This window comes from Bradyrhizobium sp. CCGB01, from assembly GCF_024199795.1.
In the GTDB taxonomy this organism is placed as follows: Bacteria; Pseudomonadota; Alphaproteobacteria; order Rhizobiales; family Xanthobacteraceae; genus Bradyrhizobium.
In genome coordinates this window covers 6,355,127-6,368,389 of the sequence record NZ_JANADK010000001.1, presented here as the reverse complement: position 1 = coordinate 6,368,389, position 13,263 = coordinate 6,355,127, and the positions used below count along the sequence as shown (strand labels likewise).

14 protein-coding genes are annotated in these 13,263 nt (G+C 65.5%); 12 read left to right on the top strand and 2 right to left on the bottom strand.

The features are described 5' to 3' along the window. Positions 1-381: 381 nt before the first annotated feature. From fliL to NLM25_RS29800, 6 genes are all read left to right on the top strand, one after another. Positions 382-882 carry a flagellar basal body-associated protein FliL gene (fliL, locus tag NLM25_RS29825; RefSeq protein ID WP_254121258.1) on the top strand — a complete coding sequence of 167 codons (501 nt, stop codon included), beginning with the start codon at positions 382-384 and terminating at the stop codon, positions 880-882. A gap of 19 nt (positions 883-901) precedes the next feature. Beyond that, positions 902-2,104, top strand: coding sequence for a flagellar motor switch protein FliM (gene fliM, locus NLM25_RS29820; protein WP_254121257.1), 1,203 nt, complete (start codon positions 902-904; stop codon positions 2,102-2,104). Continuing rightward, entirely contained in the window at positions 2,101-2,547 is a 447-nt protein-coding gene (locus tag NLM25_RS29815) for a DUF6468 domain-containing protein (RefSeq protein WP_254121256.1), read from the top strand. Before fliM ends, NLM25_RS29815 begins: the two co-directional genes overlap by 4 nt. A 9-nt stretch (positions 2,548-2,556) precedes the next feature. Next, positions 2,557-3,318: a MotE family protein gene (locus tag NLM25_RS29810; protein WP_254121254.1), complete on the top strand. Its 762-nt coding sequence runs from the start codon at positions 2,557-2,559 to the stop codon at positions 3,316-3,318. Between the two features lie 102 nt (positions 3,319-3,420). After that, the gene (locus NLM25_RS29805; RefSeq protein ID WP_254141289.1) at positions 3,421-7,131 is read left to right on the top strand and encodes a tetratricopeptide repeat protein; all 3,711 of its coding nucleotides are present in this window, start codon (positions 3,421-3,423) and stop codon (positions 7,129-7,131) included. A gap of 80 nt (positions 7,132-7,211) precedes the next feature. Further along, positions 7,212-7,448, top strand: coding sequence for a hypothetical protein (locus tag NLM25_RS29800; RefSeq protein WP_254139361.1), 237 nt, complete (start codon positions 7,212-7,214; stop codon positions 7,446-7,448). Positions 7,449-7,651: 203 nt separating this feature from the next. Here the strand turns inward: NLM25_RS29800 and fliP are convergent, their stop codons facing one another. After that, a complete protein-coding gene (gene fliP, locus NLM25_RS29795) occupies positions 7,652-8,413 on the bottom strand; it encodes a flagellar type III secretion system pore protein FliP (protein WP_254121248.1) in 762 nt (253 codons plus the stop codon). Next, positions 8,410-9,390 (bottom strand): flagellar biosynthetic protein FliO, encoded by a 981-nt coding sequence (locus NLM25_RS29790; RefSeq protein WP_254139360.1) that lies wholly within the window; start codon positions 9,388-9,390, stop codon positions 8,410-8,412. The genes fliP and NLM25_RS29790 overlap by 4 nt, the downstream gene beginning before the upstream one ends. Positions 9,391-9,740: 350 nt before the next feature. Between NLM25_RS29790 and flgB the strand changes: the two genes are divergently transcribed. The 6 genes from flgB (at position 9,741) to flhB (ending at position 13,166) form a co-directional block, all read left to right on the top strand. Continuing rightward, positions 9,741-10,145, top strand: coding sequence for a flagellar basal body rod protein FlgB (gene flgB / locus NLM25_RS29785; protein WP_166342601.1), 405 nt, complete (start codon positions 9,741-9,743; stop codon positions 10,143-10,145). An 18-nt stretch (positions 10,146-10,163) separates the two neighbouring features. Next, positions 10,164-10,589, top strand: a complete 426-nt coding sequence (gene flgC, locus NLM25_RS29780) for a flagellar basal body rod protein FlgC (protein WP_007602149.1) — start codon at positions 10,164-10,166, stop codon at positions 10,587-10,589. Between the two features lie 16 nt (positions 10,590-10,605). Beyond that, complete coding sequence (gene fliE, locus NLM25_RS29775) at positions 10,606-10,914, top strand: flagellar hook-basal body complex protein FliE (protein WP_254121244.1); 309 nt, start codon at positions 10,606-10,608, stop codon at positions 10,912-10,914. A 116-nt stretch (positions 10,915-11,030) separates the two neighbouring features. Further along, positions 11,031-11,294 (top strand): flagellar biosynthesis protein FliQ, encoded by a 264-nt coding sequence (gene fliQ, locus NLM25_RS29770; RefSeq protein WP_063697870.1) that lies wholly within the window; start codon positions 11,031-11,033, stop codon positions 11,292-11,294. 17 nt (positions 11,295-11,311) lie between these two features. Then, on the top strand, positions 11,312-12,082 hold the full coding sequence (fliR, locus tag NLM25_RS29765) for a flagellar biosynthetic protein FliR (RefSeq protein WP_254139359.1): 771 nt from the start codon (positions 11,312-11,314) through the stop codon (positions 12,080-12,082). A 7-nt stretch (positions 12,083-12,089) separates the two neighbouring features. Beyond that, complete coding sequence (gene flhB / locus NLM25_RS29760; protein ID WP_254121240.1) at positions 12,090-13,166, top strand: flagellar biosynthesis protein FlhB; 1,077 nt, start codon at positions 12,090-12,092, stop codon at positions 13,164-13,166. Positions 13,167-13,263 lie beyond the last annotated feature (97 nt).

The following is a 13,263-nucleotide window of genomic DNA, read 5'->3' as shown; positions in this document are numbered from 1 at the left end:
CGGAAATCTCCCCTGAGTGAGCCTGCCACCTCGCTCTCCCAAGCGCCGTGGCAGACCCGTGAACGAGGCCGTCAGGTTCTCCCAAACCGTCCGGTCTCGGTCCTCTCTCAGCGAAAGCCGTGCCAACTCAGAAAGTTATGTAATCTCAATGCTTTGTCGATTTTCGAGGGGCCCGGGGAGGCGGCAGAAAGGTTCTGTTAGCCATGTTTGCCCGGCAGATTTTTCCTAGTGGAGGCCCAATCGAAAGATTCCGTTAACCATTATTACCGTAGCGTTTGCATGTAAGAGGAGCGCACTGCGCTGGGGCATTTGTATCGCGTCACTGTCTGCCAGGAGGCTTCGCTCTTTCGATTCCTTATGAGATGAGCGAGCCGATCGACCATGGCAGACAATGAAGCGGAAGGCGGCGCAGCCGCCGAAGGCGCGGAAGCCGCTCCGCCGAAGAACAAGCTCAAGCTCATCATCATGGCTGTCGGCCTGCTCGCCGTCCTCGGCGGCGGTGCCGCAACCTGGTTCTTCTTCTTCCGTCATGGCGACGACGAGCATCATGCCGAGGCGGCGCCGCCGCCGAAGCCGCCGGCCTTCGTCGACGTGCCCGACATCATGGTCAACCTCGCCGGCGCGCCCGGCGAGCGCGTGCAATATCTGAAGCTCAAGATCGTGCTGGAGCTGAAGGAAGAGAAGCAGATCGAGGCGATCAAGCCGACCATGCCGCGCATCACCGACATCTTCCAGACCTATGTGCGCGAGCTGCGCTCCTCCGACCTCAACGGATCCGCCGGCGTCTTCCGCCTCAGGGAAGAGCTGACCAAGCGCGTCAACGCGGCGGTTTCCCCGATCCAGGTCAGCGCGGTGCTGTTCAAGGAAGTCGTGATCCAGTGAGCATGATGGTCTAGGGATCATGGCGGGCAACGAACAAGTCGACCAGGATGCAATTGCCGCCCAATGGGAGGCCTCGCTTGATTCCGAGGATCCCGCGGAGGCCGCGAAGGCTGCTGCCGAAAACGAGCTATCCGAGACCATGGCCCTGCAATGGGCGGCCATGGTCGAGGACGGCAGCCGCGATCTCGGCACCGGCAAGAACTCCGGCGAGCGGGTGCTGTCGCAGGAGGAGATCGACAACCTCCTCGGCTTCACCGTCGGCGACGTCACCCTCGACGACCATTCCGGCATTCGCGCCATCATCGATTCGGCGATGGTCTCCTACGAGCGTCTGCCGATGCTCGAAATCGTCTTCGACCGCCTGGTGCGGTTGCTGACGACCTCCTTGCGCAATTTTACCTCCGACAACGTCGAAGTCTCGCTCGACCGCATCACCTCGGTGCGCTTCGGCGACTACATGAACTCGATCCCGCTGCCGGCCGTGCTCTCGGTGTTCAAGGCCGAGGAGTGGGAAAACTTCGGCATGGCGACGGTCGATTCCAGCCTGATCTACTCGATGATCGACGTGCTGCTCGGCGGCCGCCGCGGCTCGAGCCAGCTCCGCATCGAGGGCCGGCCCTACACCACGATCGAGACCGAGCTGGTCAAACGGCTGGTCGAGGTGGTGCTGGCCGATGCCGAGCAGGCGTTCCGGCCGCTGTCGCCGGTGACCTTCACGATCGACCGGCTCGAGACCAACCCGCGTTTCGCCGCGATCAGCCGGCCCGCCAATGCGGCGATCCTGGTGCGCCTGCGCATCGACATGGAAGACCGCGGCGGCAACATCGAGCTGTTGCTGCCCTATGCGACCATCGAACCGATCCGGGGCGTGCTGCTCCAGATGTTCATGGGCGAGAAGTTCGGCCGCGACCAGATCTGGGAGGGCCATTTCGCCACCGAGATCGTGCAGGCCGAGATCGCCGTCGATGCCGTGCTCTACGAGGCCGACATCCCGCTCAAGCAGCTGATGCGGCTCAAGGTCGGCGACACGCTGCCGCTCGAGATGCGCGCGGATGCCGCCGTGACCGTGCGCTGCGGCGACGTCACCCTGACCGAGGGGCGGATGGGCCGGGTCGGCGACCGCGTCGCCATCCGCGTGACGAAACCCTTGCGCAAGCCAAGTACGACACTTGCGATGTTCGAGAAGGTCGACGAGCAGAACAAGATGATGGAGGCCCCATGAACCACTCCCTGGGAATGGCGATCGAGACGTTGGTGGCTATCCTGCTGATGCTGACGATCGTCTACTGCGTCATGCTCAACAAGCGGCTGACGCGGCTGAAGGCGGACGAGCATTCGCTGAAGGCGGTCATCGGCGAGCTGATCACCGCCACCGAGATCGCCGAACGCGCGATCGGCGGGCTGAAACTCGCCGTCCGCGACGTCAACGAGAACCTCGGCAGCCAGCTTGCGGCGGCGACGCAGATGTCGGACCAGCTCTACAAGCAGCTCGGCGAAGCCGACAACGTGGTGCGGCGCCTGTCCAAGATCGCAATCGCCGCGCGCCCCGTGACGAGCCCGGAAACGGTTGCGACGCCGACCGCCAAGCCCTCGTCGGCGAAGGCGGTGGCGGCTGCGGCCGAAGCCTTCTCCGAGCGCCGACGATCCAACGGTCTTGCCGCATAAAGTCAGGGTATGAAGTCCTTCCGTAACATCCGCGTCATTCCGGTCGTTCTGGTCGCCGTCGCAGGGCTTGCCACGCTCAAGGTCGTGGGCCTCGTGATCAATGGCGGCTATGTGTTCGACTACCAGCCGAGCCAGGTGAAAAAGTCCTGGGCGCAGGAGAATCTGAACTTCCCAACCGGCCGCGAGGACCCCGACATCACGGGATCGACCCATGGCGCGCCGAAGGAGGCGCCGAAGCCCGCCGCACCCGAGACCAAGCCCGAGGGCACCGTGGTCAAGATGGACGAGGCCCAGCCGCAGGTCTCGGCCTCCGAGCGCGCGATCCTGGAACGCTTGCAGTCGCGCCGCCAGGAGATCGAGGCCCGCCAGCGCGAGATCGACATCCGCGAGAGCCTGCTCAAGTCGGCCGAGAAGCGCATCGAGAACAAGGTCGAGGAGATGAAGGCGGTGGAATCCCGCATCTCCGCGACCCAGGCCGAGCAGAAGGCCGCCGAAGCCCAGCGCATGAAGGGCCTCGTGACCATGTATGAGGGCATGAAGCCCAAGGACGCTGCGCGGGTGTTCGACCGGCTCGAGATGAGCGTGCTGATCGAGATCGCCTCCCAGATCGCGCCGCGAAAGATGTCGGACATCATGGGAGTGATGTCGCCGGAGGCCGCCGAGCGGCTGACGGTCGAGATGGCCCGCCGGGCCAATGGCGGCGGCGATCAATCGGCCTCGGCCGGCGACCTCCCCAAGATCGACGGCAAGCCGACGCAAAAGCCGAATTGAGGGCTCATACTTAAGAAGTCCTTAATTGGCAAAACCTACATTCGAGGGCAGGGGCCGGCACCAGTGCCGGTGCGAGCCGTCGAACCGGAAGACATGCCGCCAATGGCGCAGAAGGCTGCCGATGGATTGTGGTCGCGAGCCCGCGCTTTGGCGCGGGGGCTGTCGCGTCATGTCCGCAAGGCGCCGGTGCTGGCGGCCTGCCTTCTGATCGGCTTCAGTGCCCCCGCCCGTTCCGCCGATGCGATCCGGGGCGAGGCGACTTTCTCGGCCGGCGGTGGTTTTGCCCGCCTCGTGATCAAGCTCGGCGAGGACGTTCCCTCCGAGGTGACGACGGCCGGCTCCATCCTCATCATTCGCTTCGACCGGGCGGTCGACGTTCCCGTCGACCGCGTTCCGGAAGGTGCGCCCGACTACGTCAATTCTGCCCGCCGCGATCCCGACGGCGGCGCCATCCGCCTGTCGCTGGCGCGGCGCGTCACCGTCAACACCATGAATGCCGGCGAGCGCACCTTCATCGACCTCTTGCCGGAAGGCTGGAAGGGGCCGCCGCCAAGCCTGCCCATGGATGTGGTCAAGGAACTGGCCGAGCGTGCGCGTGTCGCCGAACGTGCCTTGCGCGCCCAGCGCGCCGCGGCCGAGACCAAGAAGCGTCCGCAGATCCGCGTCCGTGCCTCGGTGCAGCCGACCTTCGTCCGCTTCGTGTTCGAGATGCCCGACGGCGTCGGCGTGTCCTCCGTGCTCAATGAGCAGAAGCTGACGCTCGCGTTCAACGCCAATCTCAATTTCGATCTGGCGGACGCCGTCGTCGCCGCGCCGCCGAACGTCGCCTCGATCAAGCAGAAGGCCGACATCGACCAGACCAGTGTCGAGATCGCCCTGATCGGCGATTCCGACGTGCATTCCTTCCGCGACGACAAGAACTACGTCGTCGATATCTCGTTCCAGCCTGACAAGGGCAAGACCGCCGCAACGGCCGAGTCCATCATCGCGCAGGCCAAGCCTGCCGCCGGTCATGGACCCGCGCCTGAAAAGCCGGCGGCCGAGAAGCCGAAGGACGCTCATCGCGAGGTTACGCCGCCGACGTCGGAGACGATCGCGCGCGAAGCCAAAATCGATGTCAAACCCGAGGTGAAGCCGGAAGCTCTGGCGGCGATGCCGACCGTTGAAGCGCCGAAGCCGGCGCCGGCTCCTGCGGCCGACGCTGCGGAGGCGCCCAAGGAAGCGTCGAAGCCTGCACCTTCAGCAACGGAAGCTGCGGTCGCGCCCGTCAAGCCCGCGGCGGCCGAAGCGCCCAAGGAGGTCGTAAAGGAGCCGGTCAAGGAAAGCGTCAAGGCTGCGCCTGCGGAGGCTCCGGCCGCGCCGCAGCCCGCTGTCGCCAGCGTCGATGTGCGCCGCGACAGCGACGGCTTGCGCGTGATCTTCCCGCTTCAGGTCGCAACGCCTGCGGCGGCGTTCCGCCGCGGCGATACGGTGTGGCTGGTATTCGATACGCCGAAGCCGATTGACGTCGAGGCGATCCGCAGCAGGGGCGGCGCGATGATCGGCGAGGTCAGCCGCATGCCGCTCGACAAGGGGCAGGCGGTGCGCATCCGTCTCACCCGGCCGCTGGTCTACTCGCTGACGAGCGAGGAGGTCGGCAAGGAGACCAACTGGCTGCTGACCCTCGCCGACAAGATCCAGGCGACGCCGCTGCCGCTGATGATGTCGCGCAACATCACCGACCCCGCGCTCGCCAATATCGCGATCCCCTTCGCCAATCCGGGCCAGTTGCACAAGCTGACCGACCCCGACGCCGGCGACACGCTCTATGTCGTCACCGGGCAGCGGCCGGTGCGCGGCTTCATCAAGCGGCAGGACCTCGTCGATCTCTCGCTGCTCGAATCCGCGCACGGCATCGCGATCCGGCCGAACTCCGACGAGGTCGGCATCGAGGTCGGATCCGACAAGATCATTCTCGGCAAGAAGGGCGGACTGACGCTGTCGCCGGTCGATATCTCCGCCGAACGGGCGCCGACCGCGGTGCGGCCGGTCTTCAGTCCGGAAGGCTGGCGCAAGGGCCAGTCGGAGGATTTCTGGACGCGCCAGGGCAGCCTGATCACGGCGATCTCGGCCGTCGAGCCGGCGCAGCGCTCGCTGCCCCGGCTCGATCTCGCGCAGTTCTACATGTCGCGCGCCATGTACCACGAAGCCAAGTCGGTGACCGACCTGATGCTGAGCGATCCCCTCAACAAGGAGGAAAGCGGCGCGCTGATCATGCATGCGATCGCGAGCATCCTGATCGGCCGTCCCGCGCAGGGGCTGAAGGATCTCGCCAATCCCGTGATCGGCAACAGCCACGATTCCCAGCTCTGGAAGGCGCTCGCCTATGCGCGCCAGGGCAAATGGGCGGATGCCCGCGAAAAGTTCAAGAACGTCGAATTCGCCATCGCCTCGCTGCCGATCGACATCCAGCGCATCGTGACGATGGAGGCGATGCGCGCCTCGCTCGAGGTGAAGGACTACGCCGGCGCCTCCAAGCGCCGCAGCGAGATCGAGGTGGTCGGCATATCGCCTGAGGCGGCGCCCGGTTTCGCCGTGCTGCGCGGCCGGCTTGCCGAGGCGCTCGGGCACGACAAGGACGCGCTCGACGACTACAGGTTCGCGGTCGCCTCGAACGATCGTCAGGCGGCGGCCGAGGCCAAGCAGCTCGAAGTGGCGCTGCGGCAGAAACGCGACGAGATCACCAAGGAAGACGCGCTGCGCGAGCTCGAGACGCTGTCGATGACCTGGCGGGGCGACTCGATCGAGGTCAAGACGCTGCAGATGCTGTCGCAGATCTATGCCGAGAACGGGCGCTACCGGGACGCGCTCAGGGCGGCGCGCACCGCGACAAAGCTCCAGCCGAACGCCGAGGCCTCGCGTCAGGCGCAGGACCTTGCCTCCGACCTGTTCACGCAGATCTTCCTGGGGCCCAAGGGCGACGAGCTGCCGCCGGTCGAGGCGCTCGGGATGTTCTACGAGTTCCGCGAGCTGACGCCGATCGGCCGCCGCGGCGACGAGCTGATCCGCCGCCTGGCCGACCGTCTCGCCTCGATCGACCTGCTCGACCAGGCCGCCGAGCTGCTGCAATACCAGGTGGATCACCGCCTCGAAGGCGCTGCCCGCGCCCAGGTCGCCGCGCGCCTGTCCATGATCTACCTCGCCAATCGCAAGCCCGACATGGCGATCTCGGCGCTGCGCGCGAGCCGCATCAGCGATCTCTCCGGCGAGCTGCGGCAGCAGCGGCTGCTGCTGGAGGCGCGTGCGCAAAGCGACGTCGGCCGCCACGATCTCGCGCTCGACATCGTCTCCAACGTCTCCGGGCGCGAGGTGCTCCGCCTGCGCTCCGACATCTTCTGGGCGGCGCGACGCTGGCGTGAATCCGCCGAGCAGATCGAGCTCTATTACGGCGACCGTTTCCGCGACTTCAAGCCGCTCAACGCGGTGGAGAAGAGCGACATCATCCGCGCCGCCGTCGGTTATGCGCTCGCCGACGACTCGATCGGCCTGTCGCGCTTCCGCGAGAAATATGCGCCGCTGATGAGCGAGAGCGCGGACCGCGTCGCCTTCGACATCGCGAGCAAGCCGGCCGCGTCCTCCAGCGCCGAGTTCGCCGAGATCGCCAAGCTCGCTGCCAGCGTCGACACGCTCGACGGCTTCCTGCGCGAGATGAAGCAGCGCTTCCCCGACGCCACCGCCCGCGCACCGTCCTCGCCGCAGGCCAAGGACGAGGCCGATCACACCGGCTCGCTGCCCACGATCCCCGTCGTGCGGCAGATCAAGATGACGCGGTAGGAACCCTGCTACCTCTGGGCCTCTCGACAGGTGCCGCGCGAGGCGGCAACCTAGCATCTTCATGCCGGGAGAGCGTTGAAATGAGCAAGCCTGCCGAGACCGAAGCCGAACTCATCGCCATGGCGCGAGCCGAATTGAAGGCCCATGTCGATGGCCCGGACGACCTCGCCATCTCGATCGTCCGCGACGGCGACAGCTGGGAGTTCCGCGCCGATGCCGACCAGGCCACGCGGGACCGGGCAGGCTTCCCGGAGAGCGTCGCCATGCTGGTGCAGATCGGCGATCACCTCAGCAAGCAGTATGACGTGACAGGGTAGGGGCGGGCATAACCGCGCGCAGCGCGGCCCGACAGATCGCCCCAACCTCCGTCATTGCGAGCGCAGCGAAGCAATCCAGAATCTCTCCGTGGAGGCGGTCTGGATTGCTTCGTCGCAAGAGCTCCTCGCAATGACGGGGAGGGGCCGGGGGCCATCGCCGGGGCGGAGAGGATGCGTCGTTGACGGCTCCCGCAAAGCCGCAGCTATCCCCCGTAACTCTGCACCAAGCTCCCGGCCACCAGCGACCAGCCGTCGACCAGCACGAAGAAGATCAGCTTGAACGGCAGCGAGATCGTTGCGGGCGGCAGCATCATCATGCCCATCGACATCAGCACGGAGGCGACGACGAGGTCGATGATCAGGAAGGGCAGGAACAGCAGGAAGCCGATCTCGAAGGCGCGCTTCAGTTCGGAGATCATGAAGGCAGGGACGAGAATGCGCAGCGCGAGGTCGTCGGGCGTTGCCGGCGGCGGCTCGCCGGAGAGATCCAGGAACAGCTTGAGGTCCTTCTCGCGCACGTTCTTCTGCATGAAGCCGCGCAAAGGGACGGAAGCCCGCTGGAGTCCGTCCTCGACGCCAAGCTGGTTGGCGACGAGCGGGCGGATGCCCTCGTCGTAGGATTTTTGCAGGACGGGGCCCATCACGAAGAAGGTGAGGAACATTGCGAGCGCGATGATCACCGAATTCGGCGGCGCAGTCGCCGTGCCCATCGCGGTGCGCAGCAGCGACAACACGACCACGATGCGCGTGAACGACGTCATCATGATCAGGATCGACGGCGCGATCGACAGCACCGTGAGCAGCGCGATGAGCTGGATCGCGCGCTCGGTGACGCCGCCACCGCCAGCACCGCCGCCGCCGAGATTGATGCTGATGTCCTGCGCATGCGCAGGCATCGCGAGCGAAGCCGCGGCGATCAGGACAGAAAGAAAAACAACTCTACGCGGGAGGGCCGGCAGCCTCACGAAGACGGCTTCGGACGGCCGAGCAATGAGGCCATCTCGTCTTCGAGATTTTCAAAGCTGGTCTTCTCCGCGGCCGGCTTTGCCGGCGGCGCCGGTGGTGCCGGCGGTTCGCTCCGTGCGGCGCGCGGCGGTGGCGGAGCGGGCGGCTCCGGCGCAACCGGAGGTGCGACGGTGTCGCCGGCCGGGCGGCGAAGCGCGGCTTCGAGCCGCTGCGCCATCTCGGCGAGATTCTGCTCGGCGTTCGAGGGCGCGGCTGGAGCGGGGGCCGGCGGCGGAACAGGCGGAGCCTGCGGTACCGGCGGCGGAGGCGCGGCCGCACGCTCGGCGCGCACCGGCGGAACCTTCACCGGCTCGCTCTGGCGCGGCGGACGCGGCATCAGCGGCGGCTCGTTGCGGGCAACGCGCGGCGGCATCGGTTCGGGGCGTGGCTCGCGCTCGGGGCGCGGCGGCACCAGCGGCTCCGGGTTGAAGCCGGCCAGTGGCGGCTCGTTGCGGCGCTCGGCCAGCGCGGGAGCGGGCCGGCGCACTTCGTCGGCGAAAGAGGGACGTGCGGGCCGCGGCGGCGGCTCGGGCATTTGCGGCTCGGGATGATCGAGCAATTCGGGCCGCGGCGGCGCTTCGTCGGCCCAGCCGCTGGTATCCGGCATCGGCGCAAGGCGCGGCGGCTCGGCGGCATTGGGACGCTGCGGAAGCTGGTCGCGGCCGGACGCGGCGCGCACGATGTTCGGCTCGACGACGATGTCGGTGGGGCCGCCGATCATCAGGAGATGCTCGACATTGTCACGCCGGACCAGCACCAGGCGACGCCGACCATCGACCGCAGCGGCATCGATCACGGCGAGCCGGGGCATCCTGCCGCGCTGGGTGTTGGCACCGAGCCGGCTGGTGGCGAATCGGCGAACCAGCCATGCAGCGACGCCGATCAACGCCAGAACGACGATGAACGCGACGATGAAGGTGATAGGGCTGCCTTGCATACTTGTCCCCGACAAATGGCGCTTTTCTCGAGCCCATGGTCGGACGCGCCAACCATCGGCGTGGGATGCCCCAAAACTGCGATTTCTTAACGTCCCACGGCAAGTTTTGCCGTCCCCAACTCTTAATAACCCATGAATCGCCCGATCCAAAACGACTTCTTGGCCTGTAGATGGCCCGCCAAACGGTTGGGTTAATGCCGCTTTTGGATGCGTAGAATCACGGGGTGGCAAAGTCGTGTCCCGCCCAGGGACATCCACCGATGCCATCTTTAACCACCTGTTAACCATACACGCGGCAAATTCTGCCTAGCTTCGGGCCTTTGGTCCGAGAGGCGGAAGGAGCCGCAACGATGTCCATCAACGACCTCCCGGTGCTGTCGGCGCTGCGCACCAAGATGCAGTGGCACCAGGAACGCCAGCGCGTCCTGTCCGAGAACGTCTCCAATTCCGACACACCCAAATTCCGGCCGCGCGACCTGGTCGAGCCTAAGCTCGACAAATCAGGCGCCGTCACGGGCTCGATGGGCCCCCTGGCGCTCACCCGCACCAGCGGCTCCCACATGACACCGTCGGGCGCTGCCTCGAGCTTCGACCAGAACAGGAATGCAGGTTTCGAGACCCGCCCCGCGGGCAACGCCGTCAATCTCGAAGAGGAGATGATGAAGGCCGCCAGCAACCAGATGGACTACGCGGCGGCCACCTCGCTCTATTCGAAGAGCCTGCATCTGCTCAAGACCGCGATCGGCAAGGGCTAGAGCTGAAGGAAGCGCATCATGGCGAATGACAGCAGCGACTTTGCCCGCTCTATGGCGATCGCGACCTCCGGCCTGCGCGCGCAGGCCGGGCGCATGCGGGTGATCTCGGAGAACATCGCAAACGCGGATTCGACCTCGCAGACCGCAGGCGGCGATCCTTACCGGCGCAAGGTGCCGACTTTCTCCTCCGCGCTCGATCGCACACTGGACGCACAGGTCGTCACCCTCGGCCGGATCAAGCCCGACCAGTCCAACTTCCGCACCAAATACGAGCCGAACAATCCGGCGGCGGATGCGACCGGCAACGTGAAATATCCCAACGTGAACTCGGTGGTCGAGATGACCGACATGCGCGATGCGCAGCGGTCCTACGAGGCCAATCTCAACATCATCAGTGCGACGCGCCGGATGATCCAGCGCACGCTCGACATCCTCAAGAGCTGAACAGGACAATTAAGCCATGGCATCACCGACAATCGCCGCCAACGCTTATGCCAGCCTCGCCCGCGTGCTGGAGAACAGCGGTGCCGGCAAGGGCAGCGAGGCGAGCGGCCAATCCTTCGCTTCGCTGCTGAAAGACGCTGTCGGCAGCGTCATGGAGTCCGGCCGCAAGTCCGACGCGCAGACGGTGGCGATGGCCGCCGGCAAGGCCAACGTGATGGACGTGGTGACGGCGGTCGCCGACACCGACGTTGCGGTGTCCACGCTGGTCTCGGTCCGCGACCGCGTGATCGCGGCCTACGAAGACATCATGAAGATGCCGATCTGATTTTAGGCACGTCATTCCGGGGCGGTGCGAAGCACCGAACCCGGAATCTCGAGATTCCGGGTTCTCGCTTCGCGAACCCCGGAATGACGAAAGTTACTGAAAGTGAGAAATCGACAATGACCGGCCCTGAAACCCTCGACGTCGCGCGTGACGCGATCTGGACCATCGTGATCGTGTCGTCGCCGTTGATGGTGGTCGGCCTCGTGGTCGGCGTCGTCGTGTCGCTGTTCCAGGCCCTGACGCAGATCCAGGAGCAGACGCTGATCTACGTGCCGAAGATTTTGGCCATCTTCGCCACCATGCTGCTGGCGCTGCCGTTCATGGCCGACGCACTCCATGCCCACATGCTGCGGATCTCGTCGCGAATCATCGGCGGCTGAGGCACAATGCGCCCGTCATGCGCATCGACGTCTCGCTGCTGCCGGCGCTTGCCGCTTCCTTCATGCTCGCCTTCGCCCGGGTCGGCGCGATGGTGATGCTGCTGCCGGGGCTGGGCGAGACGAATATCCCGACGCGGGTGAAGCTGGCGATCGCGCTGATGCTCACGATGATCATCCTGCCGCTGCATCGCAACGCCTACCATGTCGACATGGGCTCGATCGCGCCGCTCCTGGTCCTGATGCTGCATGAGATCGTGATCGGCATCGTGCTGGGGGCGACCGCGCGCGTGACGTTGTCGGCGCTTCAGGTCGCGGGCTCCGTGATTGCGCAGCAGATGGGGCTCGGCTTCGTCACTTCGGTCGATCCGACACAGGGACAGCAGGGCGTGCTGGTCGGCAATTTCCTGACCATGCTCGGAGTGACGCTGCTGTTTGCCACCGACAGCCATCATCTGGTCATCGCGGCGCTGAACGACAGCTACACGATCTTCGCGCCCGGCGAGACCGTATCGAGCGGCGATGTCGCCTCGCTTGCCACGCGCGCCTTTTCGGCTGCATTCCTGCTCGGCCTGCAGCTTTCCGGGCCGTTCCTGGTGTTTGGCCTCGTCTTCAACATCGGCCTCGGCGTGCTGGCGCGGCTGATGCCGCAGATGCAGGTCTATTTCGTCGGCGTGCCGCTGTCGATCTTCGCGGGCTTCCTGGTGCTCGCCGTGGTGCTCACGGCGATGATGGGCACGTATCTCGATTACTTCATCGGTGTCATGCACCAGATGATGCCGTTGAAATAGGTGATCGATGGCGGAAGACAACGATCCCGAGAGTCAAACAGAAGACCCGACGCAAAAACGTCTCGAAGAGGCGCTCGAACGCGGCGACGTCGCCAAGAGCCAGGAGATCAACACCTGGTTCATGATCGCGGGCGGAACGCTCGTGGTCTCGACCTTCTCGGGCTCGGTCGGCACCGGGCTGATGGCGCCGATGCGCAACCTGCTTGCCAATTCCTGGATGATCAAGACCGACGGCAGGGCTCTGCTCGCGCTGATGCAGCAGATCGAAGTCGCCGTGCTCGCGGCGGTCGGCGTGCCCCTGCTGATGCTGGTGCTGGCGGCGATCGCCGGCAACATGCTCCAGCATCGCCTGGTCTGGTCGGCCGAATCCCTGAAACCCAAATTCAGCAAGCTGTCGCCGGCCGAGGGCCTCAAGCGCATCTTCGGCAAGCAGGCGGCCGCGAACTTCCTCAAGGGGCTGGGCAAGCTGGTCGTGCTCGGCGCGGTCATGACCATGGTCCTGTGGCCGGAGCGGCATCGCATGGAGGCGATGGTCAAGCTCGATCCGATCGCCATGCTGGGCGCCACCACCAGCATGACCATCCATCTGCTCGGCGCGGTGGTCGCGGCGCTCGCGATCATCGCCATTGGCGACTATTTCTTCCAATATCGCAGCTGGTTCCAGCGGCAGAAGATGTCGCTCCAGGAGATCAAGGAAGAGTTCAAGCAGTCCGAAGGCGACCCGCACATCAAGGGCAAACTCAGGCAATTGCGCCAGCAGCGCTCCAAGAAGCGCATGATGGCGGCGGTTCCCAAGGCCTCCGTGATCATCACCAACCCGACCCACTATTCGGTGGCGCTGTCCTACGAGCGCGGCATGTCGGCGCCGATCTGCGTCGCCAAGGGCGTCGACAATCTCGCCTTCAAGATCAGGGAGATCGCGCGCGAGCACGATATCCCGATCGTCGAGAACGTGCCGCTGGCCCGGGCGCTCTACGCCACCGTCGAAATCGACCAGGAAATCCCGACCGAGCATTACCATGCGGTCGCCGAAGTCATCGGCTACGTCATGCGGCTGAAGCGCGGATTCGGCGCCGGGCGGTGATAAAACACCCGAAAATCACCGGAAATGGCCGTAATCTGGGAATCAGAGTACCTTTCAACCGTGCTGCCCTTGCGCCTGCGGGTCCTGATGAGGCAGG

What these genes read in the sequence shown, in the direction of transcription:
- fliL (WP_254121258.1), top strand. Translation starts at nt 382, where the DNA reads ATGGCAGACAATGAAGCGGAAGGCGGCGCAGCCGCCGAAGGCGCGGAA.
- fliM (WP_254121257.1), top strand. Translation starts at nt 902, where the DNA reads ATGGCGGGCAACGAACAAGTCGACCAGGATGCAATTGCCGCCCAATGG.
- NLM25_RS29815 (WP_254121256.1), top strand. Translation starts at nt 2,101, where the DNA reads ATGAACCACTCCCTGGGAATGGCGATCGAGACGTTGGTGGCTATCCTG.
- NLM25_RS29810 (WP_254121254.1), top strand. Translation starts at nt 2,557, where the DNA reads ATGAAGTCCTTCCGTAACATCCGCGTCATTCCGGTCGTTCTGGTCGCC.
- NLM25_RS29805 (WP_254141289.1), top strand. Translation starts at nt 3,421, where the DNA reads ATGGCGCAGAAGGCTGCCGATGGATTGTGGTCGCGAGCCCGCGCTTTG.
- NLM25_RS29800 (WP_254139361.1), top strand. Translation starts at nt 7,212, where the DNA reads ATGAGCAAGCCTGCCGAGACCGAAGCCGAACTCATCGCCATGGCGCGA.
- NLM25_RS29790 (WP_254139360.1), bottom strand. Translation starts at nt 9,390, where the DNA reads ATGCAAGGCAGCCCTATCACCTTCATCGTCGCGTTCATCGTCGTTCTG.
- flgB (WP_166342601.1), top strand. Translation starts at nt 9,741, where the DNA reads ATGTCCATCAACGACCTCCCGGTGCTGTCGGCGCTGCGCACCAAGATG.
- flgC (WP_007602149.1), top strand. Translation starts at nt 10,164, where the DNA reads ATGGCGAATGACAGCAGCGACTTTGCCCGCTCTATGGCGATCGCGACC.
- fliE (WP_254121244.1), top strand. Translation starts at nt 10,606, where the DNA reads ATGGCATCACCGACAATCGCCGCCAACGCTTATGCCAGCCTCGCCCGC.
- fliQ (WP_063697870.1), top strand. Translation starts at nt 11,031, where the DNA reads ATGACCGGCCCTGAAACCCTCGACGTCGCGCGTGACGCGATCTGGACC.
- fliR (WP_254139359.1), top strand. Translation starts at nt 11,312, where the DNA reads ATGCGCATCGACGTCTCGCTGCTGCCGGCGCTTGCCGCTTCCTTCATG.
- flhB (WP_254121240.1), top strand. Translation starts at nt 12,090, where the DNA reads ATGGCGGAAGACAACGATCCCGAGAGTCAAACAGAAGACCCGACGCAA.